At 55.9% G+C, this 24,007-nt stretch carries 20 protein-coding genes; 15 read left to right on the forward strand and 5 right to left on the reverse strand.

All coding sequences use genetic code 11. The features are described from left to right. Positions 1 to 52: 52 nt before the first annotated feature. Entirely contained in the window at positions 53 to 985 is a 933-nt protein-coding gene (locus OSH09_RS03540; RefSeq protein ID WP_222668076.1) for a YicC/YloC family endoribonuclease, read from the reverse strand. Positions 986 to 1,132: 147 nt separating this feature from the next. Here OSH09_RS03540 and OSH09_RS03545 point away from each other — a divergent pair, with 147 nt between their 5' ends. From OSH09_RS03545 to OSH09_RS03575, 7 genes are all read left to right on the forward strand, one after another. Then, positions 1,133 to 2,251 (forward strand): metallophosphoesterase family protein, encoded by a 1,119-nt coding sequence (locus OSH09_RS03545; protein ID WP_266120179.1) that lies wholly within the window; start codon positions 1,133 to 1,135, stop codon positions 2,249 to 2,251. After that, on the forward strand, positions 2,241 to 4,862 hold the full coding sequence (locus tag OSH09_RS03550; protein ID WP_266120181.1) for an AAA family ATPase: 2,622 nt from the start codon (positions 2,241 to 2,243) through the stop codon (positions 4,860 to 4,862). The genes OSH09_RS03545 and OSH09_RS03550 overlap by 11 nt, the downstream gene beginning before the upstream one ends. A gap of 29 nt (positions 4,863 to 4,891) precedes the next feature. Then, the gene (rph, locus tag OSH09_RS03555; protein WP_266120182.1) at positions 4,892 to 5,629 is read left to right on the forward strand and encodes a ribonuclease PH; all 738 of its coding nucleotides are present in this window, start codon (positions 4,892 to 4,894) and stop codon (positions 5,627 to 5,629) included. A 159-nt stretch (positions 5,630 to 5,788) separates the two neighbouring features. Continuing rightward, entirely contained in the window at positions 5,789 to 6,400 is a 612-nt protein-coding gene (gene rdgB, locus OSH09_RS03560) for an RdgB/HAM1 family non-canonical purine NTP pyrophosphatase (RefSeq protein ID WP_266120183.1), read from the forward strand. Positions 6,401 to 6,404: 4 nt separating this feature from the next. After that, complete coding sequence (gene hemW, locus OSH09_RS03565; protein ID WP_266120184.1) at positions 6,405 to 7,619, forward strand: radical SAM family heme chaperone HemW; 1,215 nt, start codon at positions 6,405 to 6,407, stop codon at positions 7,617 to 7,619. 227 nt (positions 7,620 to 7,846) lie between these two features. Further along, on the forward strand, positions 7,847 to 9,259 hold the full coding sequence (gene glnA / locus OSH09_RS03570; RefSeq protein ID WP_207874793.1) for a type I glutamate--ammonia ligase: 1,413 nt from the start codon (positions 7,847 to 7,849) through the stop codon (positions 9,257 to 9,259). Positions 9,260 to 9,394: 135 nt separating this feature from the next. Further along, positions 9,395 to 9,853, forward strand: a complete 459-nt coding sequence (locus OSH09_RS03575; RefSeq protein ID WP_266120185.1) for a GNAT family N-acetyltransferase — start codon at positions 9,395 to 9,397, stop codon at positions 9,851 to 9,853. 120 nt (positions 9,854 to 9,973) lie between these two features. Here OSH09_RS03575 and OSH09_RS03580 read toward each other — a convergent pair whose 3' ends face one another. Next, entirely contained in the window at positions 9,974 to 10,903 is a 930-nt protein-coding gene (locus tag OSH09_RS03580) for a LysR family transcriptional regulator (RefSeq protein ID WP_266120186.1), read from the reverse strand. 102 nt (positions 10,904 to 11,005) lie between these two features. Between OSH09_RS03580 and OSH09_RS03585 the strand changes: the two genes are divergently transcribed. Together OSH09_RS03585 and OSH09_RS03590 are read left to right on the forward strand one after the other, a co-directional pair. After that, positions 11,006 to 12,160 carry an MFS transporter gene (locus tag OSH09_RS03585; protein WP_266120187.1) on the forward strand — a complete coding sequence of 385 codons (1,155 nt, stop codon included), beginning with the start codon at positions 11,006 to 11,008 and terminating at the stop codon, positions 12,158 to 12,160. Positions 12,161 to 12,389: 229 nt separating this feature from the next. Further along, positions 12,390 to 13,574 (forward strand): alpha/beta hydrolase family protein, encoded by a 1,185-nt coding sequence (locus OSH09_RS03590; protein WP_266120188.1) that lies wholly within the window; start codon positions 12,390 to 12,392, stop codon positions 13,572 to 13,574. A 19-nt stretch (positions 13,575 to 13,593) separates the two neighbouring features. Here the strand turns inward: OSH09_RS03590 and OSH09_RS03595 are convergent, their stop codons facing one another. The 3 genes from OSH09_RS03595 to OSH09_RS03605 form a co-directional block, all read right to left on the reverse strand. Beyond that, positions 13,594 to 14,382, reverse strand: coding sequence for an ABC transporter ATP-binding protein (locus OSH09_RS03595; protein ID WP_266120189.1), 789 nt, complete (start codon positions 14,380 to 14,382; stop codon positions 13,594 to 13,596). Further along, positions 14,379 to 16,043, reverse strand: coding sequence for an ABC transporter permease (locus OSH09_RS03600; RefSeq protein ID WP_266120190.1), 1,665 nt, complete (start codon positions 16,041 to 16,043; stop codon positions 14,379 to 14,381). Before OSH09_RS03600 ends, OSH09_RS03595 begins: the two co-directional genes overlap by 4 nt. Positions 16,044 to 16,139: 96 nt before the next feature. Continuing rightward, positions 16,140 to 17,183 carry a Fe(3+) ABC transporter substrate-binding protein gene (locus OSH09_RS03605; protein ID WP_207874800.1) on the reverse strand — a complete coding sequence of 348 codons (1,044 nt, stop codon included), beginning with the start codon at positions 17,181 to 17,183 and terminating at the stop codon, positions 16,140 to 16,142. A 297-nt stretch (positions 17,184 to 17,480) separates the two neighbouring features. Here OSH09_RS03605 and OSH09_RS03610 point away from each other — a divergent pair, with 297 nt between their 5' ends. The 6 genes from OSH09_RS03610 to OSH09_RS03635 all read left to right on the forward strand — a co-directional run bounded on the left by OSH09_RS03610 (position 17,481) and on the right by OSH09_RS03635 (position 23,943). Beyond that, a complete protein-coding gene (locus tag OSH09_RS03610) occupies positions 17,481 to 18,257 on the forward strand; it encodes a ferredoxin--NADP reductase (protein WP_123049313.1) in 777 nt (258 codons plus the stop codon). Between the two features lie 73 nt (positions 18,258 to 18,330). After that, positions 18,331 to 18,717 (forward strand): Rid family detoxifying hydrolase, encoded by a 387-nt coding sequence (locus OSH09_RS03615; RefSeq protein WP_026482586.1) that lies wholly within the window; start codon positions 18,331 to 18,333, stop codon positions 18,715 to 18,717. 12 nt (positions 18,718 to 18,729) lie between these two features. Next, positions 18,730 to 20,811 carry an ATP-dependent DNA helicase RecG gene (recG, locus tag OSH09_RS03620; RefSeq protein ID WP_266120191.1) on the forward strand — a complete coding sequence of 694 codons (2,082 nt, stop codon included), beginning with the start codon at positions 18,730 to 18,732 and terminating at the stop codon, positions 20,809 to 20,811. Between the two features lie 37 nt (positions 20,812 to 20,848). Beyond that, a complete protein-coding gene (locus tag OSH09_RS03625; protein WP_207874803.1) occupies positions 20,849 to 21,814 on the forward strand; it encodes a LysR substrate-binding domain-containing protein in 966 nt (321 codons plus the stop codon). A 380-nt stretch (positions 21,815 to 22,194) separates the two neighbouring features. Further along, positions 22,195 to 22,662: a Dps family protein gene (locus OSH09_RS03630; protein WP_266120535.1), complete on the forward strand. Its 468-nt coding sequence runs from the start codon at positions 22,195 to 22,197 to the stop codon at positions 22,660 to 22,662. A gap of 156 nt (positions 22,663 to 22,818) precedes the next feature. Continuing rightward, on the forward strand, positions 22,819 to 23,943 hold the full coding sequence (locus OSH09_RS03635) for a branched-chain amino acid ABC transporter substrate-binding protein (RefSeq protein WP_207874804.1): 1,125 nt from the start codon (positions 22,819 to 22,821) through the stop codon (positions 23,941 to 23,943). Positions 23,944 to 24,007 lie beyond the last annotated feature (64 nt).

Below are 24,007 nucleotides of genomic sequence, written 5' to 3' on the forward strand. Positions count from 1 at the left end.
AGGCTGACGAAAAAAAACGCACAAATAGCAAGCAATAAGGCCTTGGCCGGTTTTACTCGATGTTTTGTGTCTGTTCGCGCAACTGCTCAATACACAGTTTCAGGTCGATAGAGGCCCGCGTCATGTCCATGCTGCCTGCCTTGGAACCCAGCGTATTGGCTTCGCGGTTCATCTCTTGGAACAGGAAGTCCAGACGCTTGCCGGTACTGCCTTGGCGCGTGCTTTTCTTGTTGGGTGTGGCTTGGGTATCGCCATTCAGAATCAGCTCCAGCTCCGTCAAATGCGAGCGCAGGCGGGCGATTTCCTCAGCCACATCGATACGCAGGGAGAAGGCGGCGGCTTCCTGGGCGACGCGTGCGGACAGCTCCTCGCCTGAAATCAGGGCAAAACCGTCCGGGCTGGCTTGCAGCAAGGCATCGTGCAGACGAGTGGCGATCTTGTTCTTTTGCTCGCTCAGGATAGAGGGCAGGTGTTGCTCGACCTCATCGACGATGGCGCTCATGTCCTGGCGAATATCCAGCATGGCTTGGGCCAAGCGCTGACCTTCACGCTGACGGGTGGCCTGAAAATCCTGCAAAGCAGCCTCAAACGCCTGGCTAATCATGGGCAACCAGACTTCCGGGTCCATACCGGAATTATTGCCACTTTGATTACTCAACAAGGTGCTCAATTCCGGGGCTGGCAGGTCAGGAATAGCCACACGCGCGGCTTTCAACATCTGTGCCGTGCGCTCCACGGCCTCCATGTCCAGACTGCGCTGCTGATCCGTGCCGCTACGAGCAAAGTTGACCCGCAACTCCAGCTTGCCGCGCTGCACACCTTGAGCAGCCAGCTCACGCAAGAGATTTTCCGCGAAACGCAGTTCCTCGGGCAAACGCAGATTCAGGTCCAAAAAGCGGTTATTGACGCTGCGCATCTCGATATTGATGGAGCCTGCTTCGGACTCGGCTTTGGCGCTGCCAAACGCGGTCATGCTACGGATCATGGGTGGGTCACTTTAAGAATGGAGTAAAGCCGCCAATTGTACTCTGCTGTCCTGGTTTAGGCGGCTCCTCTAGCCCGTGCAAAGCTCTATACTTTAGGCATTCAAGGCCTATGTGGGCCGATTTTTTTTCATTGAAGGCAGGCAGTCATGCTAAGAATCTTGCATACAGCCGATTGGCAAATAGGTCGCCAGTACTCGCGTTTCGAGCTGGAGGACGCGGCCGCCTTGGCTGAGGCGCGTTTCAAGGCCATCGAGAAACTGGCCGCACTGGCCACCGAGCACCGTGCCGACCTGATTATGGTGGCAGGTGATGTGTTCGATTCGCAAACCTTGAGCGACCGTAATCTACGCCGCAGTTTCAATGCCATGGCGGGTTTTACCGGCCCCTGGCTGCTCCTGCCCGGCAACCACGACGCCGCCCTGAGTGAAAGCGTCTGGACCCGTGCCCGGCGTCTGAACTGCATTCCCGATTACGCACACGTGCTTGATACGCCGGAACTTTTCCTGCTGGATGCCTTGAAAGTAGCCATCTTGCCAGCGCCCTTGACGCAACGACAGACCTATCAAGACCTGAGCGACTGGTTCGATCAGGCTGATAGCCCCGCAGGCTATTGGCGTCTGGGCCTGGCCCATGGCAGCGTCAGCGGCGTGCTGGAGCATCTGGACAGCCATAACCTGATTGACCAAAACCGCGTACAACGCGCCCGTCTGGACTATCTGGCGCTAGGCGACTGGCACGGTACGGTCAAAATCAACGATCGCTGCTATTACAGTGGCACCCCTGAACCGGACCGTTTCCGGGACAACGATTCCGGCCAGGCTTTGCTGGTGGAAATCAGTGCACCCGGCGCGATACCTGTGGTTCAAGCCTTGCCGGTCGCGCAGCACCCTTGGCGCAGCATCCAGCATCATTTGAATGACGACACCGATCTGGACCTGCTGGAGCGCGAGCTAAGCGCCATGGCCGAGCAAAGCGTGGTCGAACTGGAACTCTCCGGGCAACTGAGCCTGAGCGGTTTTGAGCGCCTGGATAGCCTGTTGGGGCAGGCTCAGGCCCGTTGCCGCGCCTGGGATTGCCAGCGCGACGCCTTGCGTCTGGCGCCTTCAGAACAGGATCTGGATGCCTTGCAAGCCGACGGCTACTTGCAGGCCGCATTGAAACAGTTGCAGGAGCTGCGTCACGGTAGCCAGCAGCAGGCGGCAGAAGACGCCTTGTTGATTCTGGCTGGTTTGCTGCGCGATAAGGAAAGTGGTCATGCACATTAAGTCCCTGCGCGTTGAGCAGTTCAAGCGTTTCCGTCAGCCTGTAGCGCTGGACAAGCTGGATCCCGGTCTGAACATCATTAGTGCTCCCAACGAGGCCGGTAAAAGCACCCTGGCCGAAGCCTTGCGTACAGTGTTTTTTGAGCGATATGGCACAGGGACCCTGACTAAAATTCTCCCCTGGGGCGATTCCTCGGCCGCACCGGAAATCGAGCTGAATTTCAGCCTGAATGGCCAGGATATGCGCCTGAGCAAACGCTTCTTCAAACGCAAGCGCTGCGACCTGTATATCGGCAATCAGCACCTGGACAATGACGAGGCCGAGCAATACCTGGCCCAGCAGATGGGCTTTGAATACGCCGCCAAAGGCAGCAGTCAGGCCCGTAACTGGGGCGTGCCGGGCCTGTTGTGGATCGAGCAAGGGCAGGGTCAGGACCTGCGCAGCTCGGTTGAACACGCCAGCGGGACCTTGCAGCAGGCCTTGGGCAGTGAAATCGCTGATCTGACAAGTGCAGACGGCGATTATCTGATTGAACAGGCTCAGCAACAGCTAGACCAATATGTGACCCAGGCTCAAGGACAGCCGCGCGGCGTCTGGCTGGCCGCTCAAAAAGAAGCTAAAGAACTGGAAGAACAGTTGCAAAGCCAACAATCGGCTTTGCAGCAGTATCAGCAGTGGGTAGACGAACTGGCGCAAGCACGGCAGCAAATCGCCCAGGCAGAAAGCAGTCGCCCTTGGGAACAACTGCGTGAGCAGGCCAAGCAAGTGCAGATTCAACTGGCCCAAGCCCGCCAACTGCAGGAGCGCGCCAAAGAGCTGCAACAAGCCCTGACCATGCTGGAAGAGCGTGAAAAGCTCTACCAACAAGCCGGTGAGCGCGACCAGGAATGGGCCAGCCAACGTAGCCAGCGGGCGGGGCAGGTCACAAGCTTAGGCTCCAAACTGGAGCAAGAGCAGGGCATTCTAAGCAGCCTTAGCCAGCGTCTGGAACAGGCCCGCAGCCATAAGGAGGCCAGCCAACAAGAGCAGGAACGTGCTCGTGCCTGGCAACAATGGTTTCAGGAGCAAGCGGCTTTTGAAGGGACGCAGCAGCAATTGCAGCAGGTACAAGGGCAATTGGAAGAACTGAGCAAGCTGGAAGCCCAGTTGGCTCAGTGCGGCGCGGCCTTGGTCCAATTGAAAATCAGCGACGAGGCTCTGGAGCAGTTACGCCAGCAAAACCAGCTTATTCAGCGCCTGCAGCATCAGCTTGAAACCATTTCCACCGAACTGCAGATTGACCTGCAAGAAGGCGCCAGCCTGCTTCTGGACGGCGAGCCTGTTCAGGGTCAACACCGCGCCCACCTTAGCGCCAGCACTCGGATTGAATTGCCGGGCCTGGGTCAGCTACGCATTATCCCTGGTGGCCGTGATCTGGGCAAAGTGCAGCAACAACTGGCGCAAACCCAGCAGGATTACGCACAAGCACTGGCTCAGCTAGGCGGAAAAAACCTGGACGAACTGGAGCGTCGCCGCGAACAGTACCGGGAGCAAGAACAACAGGATCGCCTGCTGCGTACCTCCATGAAGGCGCTGGCTCCCCAAGGTAAAGCTCATTTACAAGGCCTGGTCCAGGCCGCCCAGCAGCGCGTGGCCCCACAGCGCCCCGGTGGAAAGGCCATTGAAGCCACGGAACTGGGCCGTATCGCGCAAACCGCCGCCTTGGCGGAACAGCAATATCGCGCGCTGGAGAGCGACTGGCATGACGCCCGCGAGACCGTCGCCCGCACTCAGGCTCGTCTGGAGCAGGCCCAGGCTGAAGCGCAAAGCCTGGAACAGCAATGGGCTGACCCGCAACGCCAGCAAGCCCAGCAAGAGCGTGAACAGCAGTGGGGCCAGCTACGTCTGCAACGCGAGCAGCGTCTGGCTGATCAGAAAGCGCTGGAAGCCGAACTGGCCGCCTTGTCCGTCTCGGTTCTGGAGCAGGATCTGCAGCGTTTTGAACGCAGCGCCCAACAGCAAGAGCAAAGCTATAACGACGCCCGTCTGGCCGCTCAACTGGTGCAGACCCGCCTGGAAACACACGGTGCCCAAGGCCTGGAAGAACAAATCGATCAGACCTCTTTGCGCTTGAATGATTGCCAGCGTCGCTGTGCAAGCTACGAGCGCCGTGTGGACGCCTTGCGCCTGCTGCTGTCCGTACTGCGCGAGCAGCGCAATACCTTGACCCAAAGGCTGCACGAGCCTCTGCAAAAGCACATCAACCACTATCTGCGCCTGCTCTTGGGCAAGGCACGGGTAGAGCTGGACGAGTATCTGGCTCCGCGCTGGCTGCAACGCGACAGCGGACAAGGGCTGGCGGACGATATCGACGGTTTGAGCTTTGGTGCGCGCGAGCAAATTGGCCTGATCGCACGCCTGGCCTATGCGGATTTATTGCAGCAGGCCGGACGTCCCACGTTGCTGATTCTGGATGACGTTCTGGTCCACAGCGACAACGAACGTCTGGGCGCCATGAAGCGCATTATTCATGACGCTGCCCAACGCCATCAAATCCTGCTTTTCACCTGTCAGGCCGATAAGTGGATGGACATGGGTGTTGCGCTCCGGCCCGTGCCGCAAGGCGTACAATAGGCGTTTTGATTTTTGTCCGGAGCCTTGCCTTGTCTGAAACCGCTACGATTGCACGCCCCTCGGGTCGATCCGCTGCACAATGCCGTCCTATCGAACTGGTGACCGGTTTTACCCGTCACGCCGAAGGCTCGGTGTTGATCCGTCTGGGTGAAACCCATGTACTGTGCAATGCCAGCGTGCTCGACAAAGTCCCTCCCTTTCTGAAAGGCAAGGAACAGGGCTGGGTCACGGCGGAGTACGGCATGCTGCCTCGCTCTACGCACACCCGCTCGGATCGCGAAGCGGCCCGTGGCAAGCAAAATGGCCGTACCCAGGAAATCCAGCGTCTGATCGGCCGCAGCCTGCGTGCTGTCTTCGATCTGAAGGCCCTGGGTGAGCGCACCATTCACATTGACTGCGACGTCCTGCAAGCCGACGGCGGCACCCGCTGCGCCAGCATCACGGGCGCCTGGGTAGCAGCCAGCCTGGCCGTGCGCAGCCTGCAAGAGCAGGGCAAGCTGCAAGCCTCGCCCATTCTGGATCAGCTAGCCGCCGTCTCGGTCGGCGTATACGAATCCAACCCCGTGCTGGATCTGGATTATCTGGAAGACTCTGCCTGCGGCGTGGACATGAATATCGTCATGACAGGCAGTGGCAATCTGGTCGAAGTGCAGGGCACCGCAGAAGGGCAAACCTTTGCCCGTCCTACCCTGAACCGCTTGCTGGATCTGGCCGAGCAGGGCATTGCCGAATTGATACAAGCTCAAAAACAAGCTTTGCAGGGCTGATTGTTATGAATTGGGTCTGTCCTGCCACCTACGCCACACGGCCAGGTAGCAGGACAGACCCGCTATTGGGACGCCGTGCCGTCCCGCGCAGCATCCACTGCCTGGCACGGCGCCTTGCCATCTTTACTGAACAGGGCGCTTTAGCGTCTGCAGCGACTTATGAACACTGAATCCAAGCGTGTGGTCCTGGCTTCCAACAATGCCGGCAAGCTCAAAGAGTTTTCGGCCATCTTGGCTCAGGCCGGTATCAGCATGGTTCCGCAAGGCCAGTTGGACATTCCCGAGGCCGAGGAACCCTTTGCCACTTTCATCGAAAACGCCTTGGCCAAAGCGCGCCACGCCAGCCAGTTAAGCGGCTTGCCCGCCCTGGCCGACGACTCCGGCCTCTGTGTACGTGCGCTCGATGAAGCACCCGGCGTCTATTCCGCCCGCTTTGCAGCGCGTGAACGGGGTGGCGAGAAGTCCGATTCAGCCAATAACGCCTTGCTGGTAGAACGCCTGCAAGGACAAAGCGACCGCCGCGCCTGTTATGTGGCCGTTCTGGTGTATGTGCGCCATGCCCAGGACCCACGGCCCATCGTGATTGAAGGCGTGTGGGAAGGGGAGATTCAGGATCAGCCCGAAGGCGATAACGGCTTTGGCTACGACCCGCATTTCTACTTGCCTGAGCTCAAACAAACCGCTGCGCAGCTCTCGCCTGAAGTGAAGAACAAGTACAGCCATCGTGCGCAAGCCATGCGAGCGATCCTGGCACGCCTGGCCGACGAGTAAAAACATGACTGTTTTCTCTCCCGAGGTACGCATCCGACCGGGTTCCGGACCTGCAACCCTATTGCCCAGCCTGCCGCCCCTTTCCGTCTACGTGCACGTGCCCTGGTGTGTGCGCAAGTGCCCGTACTGTGACTTCAACTCACACGAAGCACCGGCAGAACTGCCCGAAAACGAGTATCTGGACGCCTTGCAAGCTGATCTGGAACAGACCTTGCCGCTGGTCTGGGGCAGACAGGTTATTTCCGTCTTTATTGGCGGTGGCACCCCCAGCCTGCTGTCAGCCCAGGCCTTGGACCGCATGCTGGCCTTGCTGCGCTCCCATCTGAACTTGCTGCCCGATGCAGAAATCACCCTGGAAGCCAATCCCGGCGCCTCGGAAGCCTCGCGCTTCATGGATTTTGCACAAAGTGGCGTAAACCGGATTTCTCTGGGGATTCAAAGCTTTAATGATGAGGCCCTGAAAGCCCTGGGCCGGATTCACGACAGCCAGCAAGCGCGTCAGGCCATTGAAGCCGCCATGAAGGCTGTGGACCGCGTCAATCTGGACGTCATGTACGCCTTGCCAGGTCAGACTCCTGCGCAATCGGAGCAGGACATTTTGCAGGCCATGTCCTATGAGACCGAGCATTTGTCGCTCTACCATTTGACGCTGGAACCCAATACTGTCTTCGCGAAATACCCGCCAGCCTTGCCCGATGACGACGATAGCGCCGCCATGCAGGACCGCCTGATCGAGCTGACCGCCAGCCGTGGCTGGAACCAGTACGAGATTTCGGCCTACAGCAAGCGCGGCGGTCATAGCCGCCACAATCTGAACTACTGGGAGTTTGGCGATTATATCGGCATAGGCCCGGGCGCTCACGGCAAGCTGTCCTTTCACGACCGCATTATCCGTACCGCGACCACCCGCAGCCCGGCGCAATGGATGCAGAACGCCATCAAGCGCGATGGCAGCCATTACGCCCACAATGCCCGTGTCATAGCCAAAGACTTGCCTTTTGAGTTCATGCTGAACGTACTGCGCCTGAAAGAGGGTGTCCCGTCCCAGTACTTCCCGGAACGTACCGGCGTACCCCTGACGCAGATCCTGCCCGTCATCAAGCGCAATATCGAAAAAGGTTTGCTGGCGTCCGATCCAATCCGTATTCGGACCACGGATTTAGGCTGGCGCTTTCTAAATGATTTACAGGAAGCATTCCTTCCTGATGAAGGTTCCTGACATTTAATTGTTTATTTAAGACATTTTTTATTGTGCATCTGCACAATTGCTCTACAATTAATTTCTGGTAAGTCCTATGCCATAACGACTTTATCGATGCCGGCCTGTTTGCATCTAATTCAGCCCCGATTCTGATAAGCGCGGTTAAGACCTGCCTTAGTGGGTTACACAATGATCCGCGCCACTCCTCCCCTCTTTTTGTTAACGTCATTGACGCTGGAGTAACCATGTCCTCCCCCGAAGATGTTCTGAAGATCATCGCCGAACGCGAAATCACGTTTGTCGATTTCCGCTTTACCGATACCCTGGGCCGCGAGCACCACTTGACCACCCCTGCACACGCGGTGGACGAGGATCGCTTTGAGTCTGGTGTCGCCTTTGACGGCTCTTCCTTGCCTGGCTGGAAAGGAATTGAAGCCTCGGACATGTTGCTCATCCCGGACGCGAAAACCGCCCGTATGGACCCGTTCCGTGAAGAGCCCACCCTGATTCTGACCTGCGATGTGGTCGAGCCTTCCGATTTGAAAGGTTACGACCGCGACCCACGTTCGCTGGCCAAGCGTGCTGAAGCCTACCTGCGCTCCAGCGGTTTGGGCGATACCGCCTACTTTGGTCCCGAGCCAGAATTCTTCGTGTTCGACGGTATTACCTGGAACGACGACATGTCGGGCAGCTTCGTGAAGATTCGCTCTGACGAAGCCCCCTGGTCGCGTGGTCTGGAACTCAATGGCAATAACCTGGGTCACCGTCCTGGCATCAAAGGCGGCTACGTTCCTGTTTCGCCTACGGATTCGTTTGCAGACCTGCGCTCCGAAATGTGTTTGCTGCTGGAACAGCAGGGCGTTCCTGTTGAAATCCATCACCACGAAGTGGCGGCTCCTGGTCAATTGGAAATCGGTACTCGCTTCTCGACCCTGGTCGAACGCGCAGACTGGAACCAGATCATGAAGTACACCATCCATAACGTGGCTCACGTTTATGGCAAAACGGCAACTTTCATGCCCAAGCCTGTGGTCGGTGACAACGGTTCCGGCATGCACGTGCACCAGTCCATCTGGAAAGACGGCCAGAACTTGTTTGCCGGTAACGAATACGCCGGTCTGTCCGAGTTCGCGCTGTTCTACATTGGCGGCATCATCAAGCACGCCCGTGCCCTGAACGCCATCACCAACCCCACGACCAACTCCTACAAGCGTCTGGTTCCGCACTTTGAAGCTCCGGTCAAACTGGCGTACTCCGCCCGTAACCGCTCGGCCTCGATCCGCATTCCCTACGTCAGCAACCCCAAGGCACGTCGTGTGGAAGCCCGCTTCCCCGATCCAATGGCCAACCCATACCTGGCTTTCTCCGCCTTGATGATGGCCGGTCTGGACGGTGTGCAGAACAAGATTCACCCCGGCGATGCAGCCGACAAGAACTTGTACGATCTGCCACCCGAAGAAGATGCAAAAATCCCAACCGTTTGTGTGTCGCTGGAACAAGCTATCGAGTCGCTGGACAAAGATCGCGAATTCCTGACCCGTGGCGGTGTTTTCAGCAATGAAATGCTGGATGCCTTCATCGAGCTCAAGCAAGCTGAAATCACCCGTCTGCGTATGGTTCCGCATCCGGTTGAATTCGACATGTACTACAGCCTGTAAGATCGAAGGTGCTGGCAATTCTTGCCAGCAGGATAAAAAAAGAGCAGCCTTCGGGCTGCTCTTTTTGTCCTTGCAAGTCGTGCTGAGACGATTACCATACGCAGTCAATAAATCACTATCGTCATGGAAGTAGAGATGGATCTGGTTTTTCAATGGAAGCAGTTGGATGATCTGTCCACGCGGGAACTGTACACAATCATTCAGGCGCGTGAGGCAGTGTTTGTGGTGGAGCAGGCCTGCGCCTATCAGGAAGCTGATGGTCTGGATGTACATTCCTGGCATCTTTCCGTACTGAAGGACGGCGAACTGGCAGCGTACGCCCGTGTCGTTGAGCCAGGCCTGAAATACGAGCAGCCAGCTATAGGCAGAGTCCTGACCCTGGCAAAATTCAGAAGCCTGAAAATTGGCTACGCCCTGGTGGCAGAGGCAATTCGCTTTACGGAAGATCGCTATCCCGGTGCCGGAATACGCATTGGTGCCCAGGCACACTTGCAGAAGTTCTACGGGTCCTTAGGCTTCGAGCCGGTAGGCGATGTGTACGACGAGGACGGCATTCCTCATATTGATATGGTCAAACCCGCTGTCATTGCCTGATGTGATCACTGTATGTGAGTGACGACTGCCACTGCGCAAAATGACTTAAGTCAGACCGCAGACCAGACCACCTGCTCAAGAGTCTTTCTGAAAATCACTAGCAGGTGGCAGATATTGATCTTAGTCCGCGCTTAGTCCTGGCAAGCCATAGCTATCCCGCTGCTTCTTCAAATACTCAATCAAGGCACGCGCCGAGTTCGACAAGTGTCGTCTATGTGTATAAGCCAACACCAGGCGTAAAGGCGCGGGAGGTAAGGGCAGGGGAACCGGGATCAGCCGCCCCTGTTCAATCTCTTTTTGACAGCTTTGCCGCCCTAAAATCGCAAAACCCAATCCTTTCACCGCTCCGGCACCGGCCAATAAACCGCTATTGACCCGAAATCGGCTGGCAACACTCAAGATCTGAAACTTCCCATCCGGCAATACAAACTGCCAGGCCTGACCATCCAGCGCCGTATCCGTGCTAATGCAGGGTAGTTGCTCCAGCTCCTCCAGAGTGGCAGGCATTCCGTACTGCTCAATCAAGGAGGGCGCAGCCACAACCTGACAATCAAAGGAGCAAAGCTCCTGCACCACCAGGCTGCTATCGGCCAAAGCCCCACGACACATCAATAAAGCCAGATCAAAATCTTGCGTCAGCACTTTGGGGCCTTCCAGATTGGTCTGACAATGCAATTCCAGGTCCGGATGCTGCGCCGCAAAATCCGCCAACACCGTCGCCAATAAAACCGGGCCGACTTCCGAGGGAATACAAATCCGCAAACGCCCCGACAAACGCGTACGTTGATCCAGCAAATCCTGCTCCGCCTGCTTCAAGGCGCCCCACCAGGGCTGTACCGTGTCGAACAGACCTTGGCCCACGCTGGTCAAACGCAGTTGTCGGGAACTGCGTTCCAACAAGCGCTGACCCACTTGCCGCTCCAATTGGGCTACATAACGGCTGACGTTAGACGTAGGCAAGTCCAGCACTTGAGCGGCCGCCGTAAAACTGCCACTTTCAGCGACTTGTACAAACACCCGCAAGGCATTCAGATTTAGCTGGGAGCTCATCAGACAATCCCGATTTTGATAACTCAATATTCAAATTATAGAGACTACATATCAAAACCATGAAGAACTAGCCTAGAACCTTGTTTCTTTACGGCAATCACCATGTCTGAATCTGAAGTTTCCCATCCCAAGCAACGGGCTCGGGCCGTCTCCTTTATCCAGTTTGTGCACGCCCTGGAGTTCGTGGCGCTAACTCCGCTCTTTGTCTGGATGGCAGTCGATTTTGACGTTCCACCCGCCTATGCTGGCTATGCCGCCTCTCTCTATATGGGGGCCGCGGCCTTATCAGGTGTGCTGGCTGCGCGCTGGATGCCCAAGCTGTCCTTGAAACCCTTGCTGCTCCTGGCCCTGTGTTTTCTTGCCGTGTTGACTGCCTTGGGAGCCCTTAGCTCGCACTTTGCCTTATTTCTGGTACTGCGCCTGGGAGCAGGCTTATTAGGCGGGTTTTTAATGAGTGCGGCTATGACCTTGCTTTTGAATGGCATGAATGCCGAGCAGCGCACAGACGCCATTGCCATTGTGGTCAGCGCCTTTGCCTTGGTCAGTGTTGTCGGTATGCCCGCTACTTTGTTCATCGCCGTGAACGCTGGTTGGCGTATCGCCATGCTGGTTCTGGCCGTTCTTTGCTTGCTGGCCTGCGTATTGGCCTATTTTTATCTGCCCTCTGGCCCACACACGACAGCACAAGCAAAGCCCAATCCTTTGGGAAAAGGAGCAGGGCGCTGGCTGAGTTTGCCTGCTATTGCCCAAGCTGGTTCTCTTCTGTTGATCCCGGTGCTGATTCCAGCTCTCGCTCTACGTTACGACACCCAACTGACACAGATGCCAGTCATTTTCATTCTGGGCGGCGTTGCGGCTTTGTTCGCCTCGCGTCTATCCGCGATAGGCATCAAGAAATGGGGAGAGGCCCGGGTGGCCGATCTGGGTACGCTGATTTTGCTTATCTCGCTAATTCTGCTGGCAATAGGCTGGGGTACCGCCCATGGATTCATGATCCTGTTCATGGCTGGAACCTACATTCGTTTAGTATCCGCCAGTGCCTATAGCGCCAGCTATCCGAATCAGGCTCAACGTGGCCGTTTCATGGCATTGCAAACCACCGGTAATCACATAGGCAGTTTTATCGCTCTGGCTACTCCTTCCCTGATTCTGGGGCCTCAGGAACTAGCCTTCACTAACTTGAGTACTTTGCTAATTCTGAATGCTGCGGTAGCGATTATCCTGCCCCTCTTGATGCATATCCCCACCAAGCGGTAGCACTCCCAAGCATATGAGCACCAGCCTGCCTTACCCAAGGCCTCACAGTGTGTCCGATCCTCTCCTCGGTTTTTTGTGACCAAACGCTACGTGTTCTTGGCCCGGCCCAAAGGCTAGCGAGATTTTCGACCTAGCATGGTCATGCACGTCATACTCAAACTTTGTTGCAACTTCTCAAGCCCAAAAAAAACAAAAAAATATAGCATTCGCCAACATTTGGAGAGATGCAATGATCGGCAATATAAATAGCAATAAAAGCTTAATGAAGAAGCTCGGCCTACAAATGACTTCCCTGGTATTTTTATGTTCTTTAAGCATTGTCGCAGGCTCTTTTTACGGTTCCAAAGCGGCTGTTAGCACCGAAAATGCCCCAGGGAAGCTCATCACCATTCGTGAGAGTACACGCAATACACTCCCCGCCGCTGGCAAGAATTACTTCATTTCCTACCTTGTTCCATCCCCAAAAGGTGGAAATACAGTCGTTTATGGACAAGTCTCGCTGCCTTCATCCCCTCCGCCAAAGGGAGGCTACCCTGTCATCAGTTGGGGGGATGGAACAACGGGAAACGCACCTCAATGCGCTCCATCGATGGTATCAAACTATGCTGTTGACTATTTGAATGAATGGGTTAAACAGGGCTACGCCGTCGTTCGAACAGATTATGCAGGGTGGGGGTCCGACGGTCCGCGCCTGGAATTAAACGCTGTGAGTAATGCCGATAGCATGGCTTATATCGTGTCAGCAGCTCACCAAATAACAAATGATCTGAGCGAGAACTGGCTTGCTATTGGCCATAGCCTAGGTGGAGGTGCTGCACTTTGGACCGCGTCTCAAAACCATCAGTATCCCCTGAAAGGGGCCATCGCCCTTGCCCCCGTAGGCCCAGGCGTACTGACTCTTCTTGAAGATGTGAAAAACGGCAAGCCAATTGGGCAATTTACACAGCAGTTCCTGGCAGCGATTCTGCTTGGGGCACAAGCGACCGATACCTCCATTAATCTGGATTTATTAGTATCTGATGAAATGAAACCAGAACTTGAAGCCATGCGTAGTGTGGCCTGCCTTGGTGATCCCATGTTGATGAGCTTTCCGCACTTGCAGCCAGGGGGCTATTTAAAGTCAGGCGCAGAGTACGCAAAAGTCGCCGACTTTCTAGCAGCACAAGACCCCTCAAGCAGGAAACTAAAAGTACCTGTCATGATCGCTCAAGGCGCACAGGACGAAACATCAGTCACGCCAAAAACCACAGGAAAAATGGTAGCAAGTTTGTGTTCTGCCAAGGCTCAGGTGGATTATCAGATTTACGAACAGGCGAATCACGATGGTGTCATGTCTGCGTCGTCAGACACGGCATTTCGTTTCGCAGAGACTGTGCTCTCGGGTAAAACTCCAAAAAACTCATGCCAGGACTAATGAACAATGGGTGCTGTATTTACTGCCCGACAGGCTCACCACGCAAGAAGGCCTGAGCCCGCTGCGCCATAATGGCTTCACGACGGACAAAGTCCGCTACAAAATCATTCACAGGGCGGTGGTGCAGGCTATAGGGCGTATCCCATTGGATAATCTTGCCAGCCTGCATCACGCCGATACGGTCTGCAATGGCAAAAGCCTCGGCCTGGTTATGTGTCACCAAAATCGCAGTCATACCGGCGCTTTTCAGAATATCGCGCACTTCAAAGGCGAGACGTTCACGGGTATCCACGTCCAGATTGGAAAAGGGCTCGTCCAGCAGCAACAAAGAGGGTTTGGGCGCCAAAGCCCGTGCCAAGGCCACGCGTTGCTGCTGACCGCCGGAGAGCTCGTGCGGATAACGCTGCGCTAAACGAGCCAGATCCACCAGCTCCAGCATTTCCAGGACGCGTGCTTGCCGCTCGCCTTTATCCCACTTGCGCAGGCCAAAACCTACGTTTTTCTCTACGGTTAAATGGGGAAAGAGGGCATAGTCCTGAAACATCATGCCTACTTGGCGATGCTCAGGCGGCACTTGCTGCGATACGGCAGACAACACGCAGCCATTCAACAGAATCTGCCCTTCACGCAAAGGCTCAAAACCCGCAATCGCCCGCAAGACCGTCGTTTTGCCACAGCCCGATGCGCCCAGCAAACAACCAATTTCCCCTTGGGGCAACTGCAAGTTGAGCTGATCGACTACAGGCCGAAAACCTTCGGACGTTTCGTAGGACAGGGTAATTGCCTGCAAATCCAGAAAATTGTTCATGATGCGCGTGGGCCAGAGGCCATCAATTGAGTACGTGCCAATAAAATAACGGGAATCAAACCGGCCAGAACGATGGCCAAGGCGGCAACAGCGCCTTCCTCATACGTTCCGCGAGCGGCCTCTGCATACAACCAGGTTGCCAGCGTCTCGAAGTTCATCGGGCGCAGCAGCAAGGTAGCAGGCAGCTCCTTCATGGCATCCACAAAAATCAATAAAGCAGCCGCACCCATGGCAGGCCGCAGCAAGGGCAAGTGCACTCGCTTCAAGGTACCGGCAGGTGTTTCACCTAAAAGGCGGGACGCCTGCTCCAGCGAGGAGGGGATGCGCGCCAGACCCGCTTCGATACCGCCGATTGAAATCGCCAAAAAGCGCAGGGTATAGGCCAGCACCAAAGCCAGAGTCGAACCCATCAAGAACAGACCGGTGGAGGTAATACCGAACCAGGACAGGAACTGATTGTAGAAGGAGTCAAACATGACCAAAGGGGTGAGCAGACCAATGGCCAATACCGTACCCGGAATGGCATAGCCCAAGCTGCTGACACCGGCCAGGAAACGAGCCAAACGGGGCTTGCGTCCCGAACGCACAGCGCGTGCGGCCCAGGCCACTACCAGACCACAGGACAGGGTGGCAAGCGTTGCCAAAGCGGCGATATACAAGGTGTTCCAGGCGCTGCTCAATAATTGCGCGGACACGCCACCCGTCTGCGTTAAATGCTTGATAGTTTCATTCAACAAGTACAGCGATGGAGCCACAAAACCCACCAGAACGGGAGCGACACCCAAGGCAATGGCAATACAGGCGGCTGAGCCTTTCAATTTGGTCGGACGTATCGGTTCTGAGCGTTGATTGCTGGAATAAGACTGACGACGGCGACCATAGCGCTCAATGCTAATTAGTGCAGCCACCAGACAGAGCATGGATACCGCAATCTGCGCTGCTCCGGCCAGGTCAGATCGCGTCACCCAGGTAGTGTAAATAGACACCGTTAAGGTCTGCACACCCAAGAATTCGGAAGCGCCAATGTCGTTCAACGTTTCCAGCAAGGCCAGGCTGACGCCCACCGCAATGGCGGGGCGGGCCATAGGCAAAACAACCCGAAAAAATACGCTGCGCCCCGACTCACCCATAATGCGTGCCGCTTCAAGCAAACTGGCCGATTGCGTGGCAAACATGGCGCGTGTGCTGAGGTAAACGTAGGGATAGAGCACCGAGCCCAACAAAAAGATGGCGCCACCTAAGGAACGCAGATCAGGCAAGCGAAATTCGCGCGGGCTGTTATAGCCTAAGACATAGCGGATTGCGGATTGAATTGGGCCAATCGGATGCAGCAAATCCAGATATGCAAAGGCCACGATATACGTGGGCACGGCCAAGGGCAGGAGCAAGGCCCATTGCAAGATACGCCGACCCGGAAACTCATAGGCCGTAATCAGCCAGGCCGAACCCACCCCTAAACAACTGACCACCACACCAACGCCCAGGAGCAGCCACAAGGTATTGCTCATGGCTTGGGGCAGCACAAACTGAAACAGATGCGACCAGTGCTCGGTTGAGCCGCCTAAAGCGTGGGTCAGCAGGGTAATCACAGGCGCTGCCACCACAAGGGCAATCACAGCAGCAGCCAGGAACCAAAGGGGCAGACGGCGAAAAAAGGGCATTATGAAAGGCTAGGTATTACAGGCGCTTAAATGCGCGACGACCGCCGCTCTGATTTCTCAAAGCTGACGGTCGTAGAAAAAGAGAGTAGGGCGATTTTAGTTGTCGAAGCCAACTTTATCTACCAACTCGCTGGCTTGCTTGCGATGTTTGGCGATTTCAGTCAGTGGCAAAGGATCAATTGTCATGGGGCCGAAGCTGGCAACAACCGGATCCAGCTCAACGCCTGCGCGTACCGGGTATTCGTAATTGGCCTTGGCGTACAGGCTCTGGGCTTTCTCGGAAACCAGGTACTCCAGCAGTTTGACGGCATTGTCTTTATTAGGAGCATGCTTGGCCACAGCAGCACCGGAGATGTTCACGTGTGTGCCACCGCCTTTGGTATCGGCAAAAGTCGGGCGCACCACATTGATCGCTTCACCCCATTTGTAGGAGTCGCTACCGGGTTCGGCATTTTTCATGCGACCCACGTAGTAGGCGTTGGCGATACCGACATCACAAATGCCACCCAGAATGTCGCGGGCGACGTCACGGTCACCTCCAGCAGCCTTGCGACCCAGATTGTCTTTCACACCACGCAGCCACTGCTCGGTTGCCTCGGCACCGTTATGCGCAATCATGGCGGCGACCAGAGCCGTGTTGTAAGGGTGCTGGCCAGAGCGAATGCACACCTTGCCTTTCCATTTAGGATCGGCGAAATCTTCGTAGTGAATGCTTTTCACATCCACATCCTTGGCCACATACGCCACGCGATCACGCAGGGACAGGGAGTACCACTGTTTGTCTTCACCGCGCAGATTGGCGGGGATGGCGCTGTCCAGCTCGGCGGAATTAACCGGCTGCGTAATACCGGCTTCCACCAGATCCAGCAGATTGCCAATATCCACCGTCATCAGGATGTCGGCAGGGGACTTGTCGCCTTCGGTTTTCACACGCTCGATCAAACCGTCTTTGACAAAAACGGTATTGACCTTCACGCCCGTGTCCTTGCTGAAGGTTTCCAGCAGGGGAGTGATCAAACCGGGTTCGCGTGTGGTGTAGAGGTTGACTTCGCCTGCGGCGAAAGCGGCCATCGACATCGTGCCCATCGCGGACAGAAGCAAGGCTTGGGTCAGGGCACGGCTACGAAGAGTAAAACGCATTATCAACACTCCAAAAACGGGCAAAATAGCGAATAATCCGGAAAACGTGAATGATTATCAAACGTATGCAGAAACTAGGCAAGAGCTATTTCGGCGCCCAGCCATGCATTCATCCGAAAACAGGCCATCAACCTTGCCAGACCAGGAAAATCAAGGCTTCCAAAACTTAATGGTAAGTCCTGATTGCGATCAAATCGTATTGCTGAATGAGCATAGATTTACCTGGGGAACTCGGTACAATGGTCAAATATTTGCTTACTGATTCGGGCACTTTTGCCCCACGAGACGACAATTACCATGGCAGCTTTCAATACCGAACAAGTGCTTAGCGTCCACCACTGGAACGACACACTGTTCTCCTTTACCACCACACGCGACGCCGCCCTCCGTTTTCATAATGGGCACTTTGTAATGATCGGTCTGGAAGTCGATGGCAAGCCGCTGATGCGTGCTTACAGTATCGCCAGCGCCAACTACGAAGAGAATCTGGAATTTCTCAGCATCAAGGTGCAGGACGGTCCCTTGACCTCACGCCTGCAGCACCTGAAAGAGGGCGACACCATTCTGGTCAGCCGCAAGCCAGTGGGCACCCTGGTCATTGACGACCTGCGCGCTGGTCGCAACCTGTTCCTGTTTGGCACTGGCACCGGTCTGGCCCCTTTCATGAGCATCATCAAAGACCCCGATACCTACGAGCGCTTTGAAAAAGTGGTGCTGGTTCACGGTGTGCGTTTTGTCAGCGAGCTGGCGTACTCGGACTTCATCCAGAACGAACTGCCGCAGAACGAGTACTTTGGGGAAATCGTGCGCGAGAAGCTGCTGTATTACCCTACCGTTACCCGCGAAGAATTCCGCAACACCGGCCGCATTACGGACCTGATCGATTCGGGCAAACTCTGCGCGGATTTGGGCATTCCCCAACTGGACCCGGCTCAGGATCGCGCCATGCTGTGCGGTAGCCCCGCCATGCTGACTGATATCAGCGCCATGCTGGACAAGCGCGGTTTCGAGGTTTCCCCCGGTGTGGGCCAACCCGGTGACTACGTGATTGAACGCGCCTTCGTGGAAAAATAATCACGCCAAGATCTGTTAATTTTAGCTATAGGCGCTTAAACTCTGATAGTACAACACTCATCAGAGGTTTCTTATGACTAAGCAAGTTGTCTTCACCGATGCCGCTCCGGCTGCCGTAGGCCCATACTCTCAGGCCATCATCGCTTCGGGCGGCAAGACAGTATTTCTGTCTGGCCAAATCGGTCTGGAGCCTGCCACTGGCGAACTGGTATCTGAAAACTTTGAAGGTCAGGTACGTCAGGCATTTGCCAACCTGGAAGCTGTGGTCAAAGAAGCTGGCGCCAATCTCAGCGACATCGTCAAACTGACCTTGTTTTTGACAGATCTGTCCCGCTTTGCCAGCGCCAATGCCATCATGGCCGAACTGATTCCTCAGCCTTTCCCAGCACGCTCCACCATTGGTGTGGCCAGCTTGCCCAAAGGCGCTCAGTTCGAGGTCGAGGCCATCCTCAATTTCTAAAGACGTATAGCCATGACCGCAGGTCGGCCTGCGCCTCAGGCCAAACGGGCTGCGCCACGCAAGGCCGTCAGTCTGGATCAGAAATTTGAAAAGCTCGGTTTACGAGAGCCTGCTGATTTCGTGGTCCATCTTCCTTTGCGCTACGAGGACGAGACGCAGGTCGAGCCCATTGCCCATCTTTACCCAGGCAAGATGGCGCAAATTGAAGGCCGAATCCTTAGTACGGATGTCCAGGCTCGTCCCCGCGCGCAGCTACACGCACGTATTGCCGATGAAAGCGGCGAGCTGGCCTTGCGCTGGCTGCATTTCTACCCCAGCCAACTGAAACAACTGCAAGGCGATCTGCCCTTGCGTGTGCGGGGAGAAGTGCGCCAGGGCTTTCATGGCCTGGAAATGGTGCATCCCAAAATCACCAAAGCTGGCCAGCCTCTGGCCCGTGCGCTGACCCCGGTCTATCCCACTACCGATGGCTTGAGCCAGGTACAGCTACGCAAGGCCATTGCCGATGCGCTCAATAATGCGGATCTGCGCGACACCTTGCCTGAAGCCGTACGTACCGACTACGGCCTGATGCCGTTTTCCGAAGCCATTCGGCTGCTGCATTACCCACCACCCGAATTAAGCTACGACGACCTGTTCGAGCACGGTCATCCAGCCTGGAGCCGTATCAAGTTTGACGAGCTGCTGGCTCAGCAGCTGTCTCTGGCACAAGCGCGTGCCGCCCGTCAGGCACAACGCTCCAAGCCCATGAAAGTGGGCAATAGCGACTTGGCCAAAGCTTTGCTGGCCTCTTTGCCTTTCAAGCTGACAGCGGCTCAAAAACGCTGTGTTAAGGAAATCAGCGCGGATATGAAGCGCTCCTATCCCATGCACCGACTGTTGCAGGGTGATGTGGGTAGCGGCAAAACCATTGTGTCCGCCATTGCGGCTGTGCAAGCCATTGCCAGCGGTTTTCAGGTCGCCCTGATGGCTCCCACTGAAATTCTGGCCGAGCAGCACTATCTGAAAATGCGTGCCTGGCTGGAGCCCTTGGGCGTAGAGTTAGCCTGGTTAAGTGGCAGTCTGGGCGTGAAAGCCAAGCGCCTGGCTTACGAAGCCATCAGCTCCGGGCAGGCAAGACTGGCAATCGGCACGCAGGCCCTGATTCAGGACAATGTGCAGTTCCAGCAACTGGGGCTGGTCATTCTGGACGAGCAACATCGCTTTGGCGTGGGGCAGCGTCTGGAACTGAACCGCAAAGGCGATGCGCAAGACAAGAAAGGCCAAGCCTACTTGCCGCATCAACTCAATATGAGTGCGACGCCTATCCCTCGTACCTTGGCCATGGCTTTCTTTGCGGATCTGGATGTCTCCGCTATTGACGAACTGCCGCCGGGCCGCAGTCCCATCATTACCAAACTGGCTGCTGATAATCGCCGGGATGAAATCATGGCGCGCGTTCGAGCCGAAGTCGCTCAAGGTCGCCAGGCCTACTGGGTCTGCCCCTTGGTCGAAGAAAGCGAGGCCTTGCAATTGCAGACCGCCGTCGATACCCACGCTGCGCTGGAGCTGGCTTTGGCACCGCTACGCGTTGGGCTGATCCACGGCCGTCTGGCCTCCGCAGAAAAAGCGGAAGTCATGGAAGCGTTCCGATCCGGCAATCTGGATGTCCTGGTCGCCACGACTGTGATTGAGGTCGGCGTGGACGTCCCCAATGCCTCTCTAATGATTATTGAACATGCCGAGCGCTTTGGTCTGGCCCAGCTTCACCAGTTGCGTGGCCGGGTAGGGCGAGGACAGATTCAGTCTGTCTGTGTGCTGCTTTATCAGGCACCGCTGTCAGCCATCGCCCGGCTACGTTTGCGCGCCATGTATGAAACCACCGATGGTTTTGAAATTGCCCGCCGCGATCTGGAACAACGTGGTCCGGGTGAATTCATGGGCATGCGCCAATCCGGGCAGGCAGGTTTGCGTTTTGCCAGCCTGGAGTCCGATGAAGATCTGATCGAGCAGGCCCAGACATTGGCCAGCACCTTTCGCCGTGATTATCCAGACCACGTTCACCACCATTTACAGCGCTGGATGAAGGGCCGGGAAGAATTACTCCGTAGTTGACCCAAGGTCTTAATGCTGTTTTGCACAAGGAATTGTCATGACATTGACCGAGCTGAAGTACATCGTTGCCGTGGCACGCGAACGTCATTTTGGACGTGCCGCGGAAGCCTGCTTTGTTAGCCAACCGACACTGTCAGTGGCTATCAAGAAACTGGAAGACGAATTAGGCGTGGTCATCTTCGAGCGTGGCGGGCCCGAAGTGGCTATTACTCCGATTGGACTGCGAATTGTCACCCAGGCGCAAAAAGTGCTGGAAGAGGGTGCCAACTTGCGCGAAATCGCCCGCCAGGGTCACGATCCTTTGGCTGGACCCTTGCGCGTCGGCATTATTTACACGGTTGCACCGTACCTGCTACCCAAACTGGTTCCCAAGCAGATCGAGCTGACCCCGCAAATGCCACTTTTATTGCAAGAAAACTTTACCGTGCGCCTGCTCGAATTGCTGCGCCAAGGTGAGATTGATTGCGCCATTGTGGCCCTGCCTTTACCCGAAACTGGCCTAGTCATCCGCGAGCTTTACGACGAACCTTTTGTGGTGGCCATGCCCCATGAACATGCCTGGGCCAAGCGCAAGGAAATTGATCCTGAACAGCTCAAGGACCAGACCATGTTGCTGCTGGGAGCAGGCCATTGCTTCCGTGATCAGGTGCTGGATGTCTGCCCGGAACTGTCGCGCTTTTCGGCCTCCAGCGAAGGCATACAGCGCACCTTTGAAGGCTCTTCACTGGAAACCATCCGACATATGGTGGCGACCGGCATCGGCCTGACCGTACTGCCCGCCAGCTCGCTGACTGCCCCTGGCCAGGCCAATGATCTGCTGGCCTATGTCCCCTTCAAAAAACCCATTCCAGATCGTCGCATTGCCTTGGTCTGGCGCAAAAGTTTTCCACGTACCTCGGCCATTGATGCCTTGACTCGTGGGATCATGGAAAGTGGGTTGGCTGGGGTCAATTACTTAAAAGTCGAATACAACAGCAATTTCCCGTATCCTGAACTAGCGTAAGTCGCATACCTACTGCGTGTTATTCTGCTTCAGTACCTATTTAGCCCTCTGTTTAACAGGAGTCCACTATGGCAAAAGCCGTGAAAGCAGTGAGTAAAACCGCCAAGGTCAGCAAGGCCGAAGAAGCCCCGAACACTGATACCAAGGTCGCAGTTGCAGCCGATGTAAAGGCTGAACCAAAACCGGCAGCCGCCAAGGCCCCCGCCAAAAAAGTGACCGCTAAAAAGGCCGTTGCCAAAAAGCCTGCAACCGCAGCTAAAGCAGCCGCTAAACCCGCTGCGAAGCCTGCTGCCAAACCAGCCGCTGCCCGCAAGCCTGCCGCGACCAAGCCCGTTGCCGCTGCCAAACCCGCTGCTCCTGCCAGCGCCGCCAGCAGCGCACTGAAGATCGATATCGGTATTTCAACGGCAGACCGTGCCGCTGTGGTGAAAGAGCTGTCCAAGGTACTGGCCGACTCCTACACCGTGTACCTGATGACGCACAACTTCCACTGGAACGTCACGGGCCCCATGTTCAAGACACTGCATGAGCTGTTCATGACGCAGTACACCGAACTGTGGCAAGCCCTGGATGACATCGCCGAGCGTATCCGTGCTTTGGGTCACTACGCACCCGGCACTTACGCCGAATTCCAGAAGCTGTCGTCCATCTCGCAGCCTGCGTCCGTTCCAAACGCCACCACCATGATCGAACTGCTGGTCAAAGGCAATGAAGCCCTGGCCCGTACCGCACGCGCTGCGTTTGATCGTGCTGACTCGGCAGACGACCAGCCTACGGCTGACCTGCTGACCCAGCGTCTGGACGTGCACGAGAAAAATGCATGGATGCTGCGTAGCCTGCTGCAGTAATTCCGTTCTTATCGCCCTCAAATAGCGATAAAAAAAGGCCACCAAACGGTGGCCTTTCCTATTCCTCCTATAGAAAACCCTGAATTGGGGCGCAAGGCAGGCATAAAGCCCTGTTATCGGTGTATGCTTTCCTGCATATTCACGGAGGTGTTTTCTATGAAAATTCGTTTCACTCCTGTTGCAGCGGCCATGAGCCTGGCAACGGGTCTGCTCTTGTCCGGTGCTGCTCACGCTGACAACATCCGTATCGCACTGGCCGGTCCTTTCACAGGCTCGGTTACCCAGTACGGTGACATGGTCAAACAAGGCGTCGATACAGCAATCGAACAGATCAATGCTGCCGGTGGCGTTCTGGGCAAACAGCTCGAACTGGTCACTGTGGACGATGCCTGCGAACCCAAGCAAGGCCCCGTCGCTGCCAACCGTATCGTGAATGACAAGATTCATTATGTTGTCGGTCACGTTTGTTCGGGCGCAACCATCGCTGCCACTGATATCTACAACAACGAAGGCGTGTTGATGGTCACCCCCTCGGCAACAGCACCTGCTGTTACCGACGGCAAAGGCTACGAAATGATCCTGCGCACCATCGGTCGCGACGATCAGCAGGGCCCAGCGGCTGCCAAGTTCATTCTGGAGCAGATCAAGCCCAAGAAAGTAGCCGTGTTGCACGACAAACAATCCTACGGTCAAGGCATTGCCGCTTCGGTTCGCTCCGAACTGCAAAAAGCCGGTACCGAAGTGGCCCTGTTTGAAGGCATTAACGCAGGCGATAGCGATTACTCCGCCGTCATCACCAAGCTGAAATCCACCGGTGTGGACTTCGTATACTTTGGTGGTTACCACCCAGAAATGGGCCTGTTGCTGCGTCAAGCCGCAGAGCAGGGCGTGAAAGTCCACTTCATGGGCCCAGAAGGCGTGGGTAACCCCGACATTAACGCGATTGCTGGCAAAGCCGTTGAAGGCATGTTGCTGACCTTGCCTGCGGACTTCTCGCAAGACCCAGACAACCAGGCCATCGTCAAAGCCTTCCAGGACAAGAAGCGTGACCCAAGCGGCGCGTTCCAACTGTCTGCCTACGCCGCTACCATTGCAATTGCTGAAGGCATCAAGGGCGCTGGCGCTGATGATCCCGTTAAAGTCGCCGACTACCTGCACGCTAACAGCGTGAAAACGCCAATCGGCCAAATTAGCTGGAACAAGCAGGGCGACCTGAACGACTTCAAATTTGACGTCTTTAGCTGGCACGCTGACGGTACTAAAACCGTCTACGGCAAGTAATCTCTGATTCTTGCTCGTAAAAAAACCGACCTTCGCGGGTCGGTTTTTTATTGTGCGGCTGTTT

The organism is Alcaligenes parafaecalis (assembly GCF_026344135.1).
Lineage (GTDB): Bacteria > Pseudomonadota > Gammaproteobacteria > Burkholderiales > Burkholderiaceae_B > Alcaligenes > Alcaligenes parafaecalis.